Here is a 2,486-nt window from a genome sequence, read left to right as displayed (position 1 = left end):
CACCCGGGTCAACAAACCAACCGACACCAAATCCGACAACCGGCGATCAGAGACCGGCTTTACCCACCCTGTACGCGCCATCGCCACAACGTAACACGAGAACGCTTAACTGAACGGTATTGCGCCTAGCCTCAATCCACCGGTCCGCCTTGAATGAGCGGCGGATTGAGGCTTCGTCATCGGCGGGCTAGGGATGTTGTCCGTGCTCGCCGAGCTGCACAGCAACATCCTGGCACCCCTTATTTACGTTCTCACCGTTGACCTGAACTTCCTAGGAATCATCACCGCAGGTCTCTTCGCCCTCGTCTTACTCACTGTCTCCTTCCTGACGAGCACTCGTCGGGCTGCCGTGAAAGCTCAGGGACGTCAGCTTTGAGCGAGACCTCAATCCCACAAGGGCGACTACCAAGTGAGCAGGGAACTGGACGACCGCACCGCGCGGTGCCATTCTGGTGTTGTATCAACCGAATGGAGATATGGTGGTCAACGCTTCAGGCGTGAATGTGGCGGAAACCCGCGCACAGCCCCGCGGGATCGGTCTACCTGGCACCATCCTCGGTATCGGGTTGGGTGGATTCGTCGATGGGATCCTGCTGCATCAGATCCTGCAGTGGCACCACATGCTCACCAGCGCCGCGACCGCGAACATTGATATCGGATCCTACCCAGCGGATACGGTCCCCGGTCTGCAAATGAACACGCTTTGGGACGGGTTGTTCCATACGGTCACTTGGCTCGCGGTACTGATCGGGCTCGGAATGCTTTACTCTCGCGTCACCGGATCCCGCGGCCGCGTCTGGGCCTCACGCGTGCTCTGGGGCTGGATCCTGGTCGGGTGGGGAATATTCAACCTGGTGGAAGGCATCGTGGACCACCACATCCTGGGGGTCCATCACGTGATCAGCGGGGAGTTCCAAACCCTGGCCGATATCCTCTTCCTTGTCCTCGGCGCGTTACTCGTAATCGGCGGATGGCTGTTGCAGCGCATCGGGCGCCCCATCGATCTGACCGACCACAATGATCGAACGCACTCCTTGAGGTGATGTCCGACACACACGAGGCTCACGCCGGCCACGCCGCCACCGCCTTGGGGACGGCGGTTCCGCTGATCCTCATCGCCGCAGTAGCGCTCGGATACGTTCTCCTCGCTCATAACCGCGGTAAGGAACCACGCGGGTGGAGCAGCTGGCGGACCGCAAGATTCCTCACCGGCTGCACTCTCCTCGCCCTGGGCTTATCCCCGCAGACCTCTCCATTTCCTCTCGGCGGGCTTCCCACTCACATGTACCAGCACCTGCTCATCGGGATGTACGCGCCCATCGGGCTGGTCCTTGGCGCACCCATAACCCTTCTGCTCCGGTCCGTACCCCGACGTCAAAGCAAGCTCATCGGACGCATTCTCCGAGCCCGGCCCATGCACCTCATCGCCCACCCCGTCACCGCATTGGCCCTCAATCTCGGAGGTCTGGCCGTGCTGTACTTCACCCCTCTCTTCACCGCCGCGTCTAACGCCCCTGTCCTTCACCACCTCGTGCACCTGCACTTCCTCGCGGCCGGCTACCTGTTCGCCTGGGTCATCTCGGGCCCGGATCCCGCGCCCCGACGACCGTCCGTGCCCGCCCGGCTGGTGATATTGGGCGTCGCGATCGCCGGCCACGCGATCATCTCCCAACTCCTCTACGCCGGGCTGTTCGTCCAGGTCCCCGCGTCCGCGTCCGAGTTCCGGCAGGCCGGAGAACTCATGTACTACGGAGGAGACCTCGCAGAACTTCTCCTCGCATTCGCCCTCGTCTCCACCTGGCGGCCACAGCACCGGCGCCAACTCGCACATCGCAATCAGGCGCAACCGAGCACTGTCAGTTAAACGGAACTCCCCGTCGTCTGCGCGTCGTTGTCTGGTCTGGGACTTTCCTACAACCGGCGGCCGTAGTCGCTCACATCTTCCGGATGGAGCCAGGCCGCGCAACGATCGGCCGACACCATCTTTCGTTGGACGCTTCCGATTGTTTGACCCGTAGAGGGTGGGCAAGATGCGGCCGGCGTGCTGCAGTGGACAGCAACAGCGGACCCATCACCATGGCCTTGACCCCGGAGAGTGGACACGGGTTAAGCGGCGAGTTGGATCTCTGCGGCCTGTGACGAGTATTGCATCTCGAAGTCCACCGGGGTGACATGCTTGATCGAGGAATGCCGCCGGCGGCGGTTGTAGCGGTCCTCGATCCACGCCGCGACGCCGCGGATCGCGCGCGCCCGGGTGGGCCAGATACGACGGTAGTAAAACTCTGTTTTCAAGGTCGCGAAGAAGCTCTCGGCCATGGCGGTGTCCCAGCAAATTCCGGTGTGTCCCATCGACCGGGTAATGCCATGTGCGGCAGCGAACTCGGTGATCTGCTCCGACGCGTATAGGGTGCCGCGATCGGAGTGGAAGATCACCTGCTCGGGCCGCTTACCGCGGAGAGCCATGGCCATGACCAGGGCGTCCTGGA

General features: G+C 62.4%; 4 protein-coding genes. 3 read left to right on the top strand and 1 reads right to left on the bottom strand.

The window, feature by feature from the left end:
* The first annotated feature begins 193 nt into the window (after nt 1–193).
* The 3 genes from CXY81_RS00045 to CXY81_RS00035 all read left to right on the top strand — a co-directional run bounded on the left by CXY81_RS00045 (nt 194) and on the right by CXY81_RS00035 (nt 1,864).
* Nucleotides 194–376, top strand: coding sequence for a hypothetical protein (locus tag CXY81_RS00045; protein ID WP_104169179.1), 183 nt, complete (start codon nt 194–196; stop codon nt 374–376).
* A 100-nt stretch (nt 377–476) separates the two neighbouring features.
* Nucleotides 477–1,043, top strand: coding sequence for a DUF2243 domain-containing protein (locus CXY81_RS00040; protein ID WP_104169178.1), 567 nt, complete (start codon nt 477–479; stop codon nt 1,041–1,043).
* A complete protein-coding gene (locus CXY81_RS00035; RefSeq protein WP_104193593.1) occupies nt 1,043–1,864 on the top strand; it encodes a cytochrome c oxidase assembly protein in 822 nt (273 codons plus the stop codon). The genes CXY81_RS00040 and CXY81_RS00035 overlap by 1 nt, the downstream gene beginning before the upstream one ends.
* A 242-nt stretch (nt 1,865–2,106) precedes the next feature.
* Here the strand turns inward: CXY81_RS00035 and CXY81_RS00030 are convergent.
* Nucleotides 2,107–2,486 (bottom strand): integrase core domain-containing protein (locus tag CXY81_RS00030; protein WP_146067565.1); only part of this gene is annotated, 380 nt, incomplete at its 5' end.

The organism is Cryobacterium sp. M25 (genome assembly GCF_002929635.1).
Taxonomy (GTDB): Bacteria; Actinomycetota; Actinomycetes; order Actinomycetales; family Microbacteriaceae; genus Cryobacterium; species Cryobacterium sandaracinum.
Note: the sequence above shows the minus strand (reverse complement) of the source record. Positions and strands in the feature narration are given on the sequence as shown.

Coding starts and splice junctions, on each gene's coding strand:
- CXY81_RS00040 (WP_104169178.1), top strand. CDS start 477: ATGGTGGTCAACGCTTCAGGCGTGAATGTGGCGGAAACCCGCGCACAG.
- CXY81_RS00035 (WP_104193593.1), top strand. CDS start 1,043: ATGTCCGACACACACGAGGCTCACGCCGGCCACGCCGCCACCGCCTTG.
- CXY81_RS00045 (WP_104169179.1), top strand. CDS start 194: ATGTTGTCCGTGCTCGCCGAGCTGCACAGCAACATCCTGGCACCCCTT.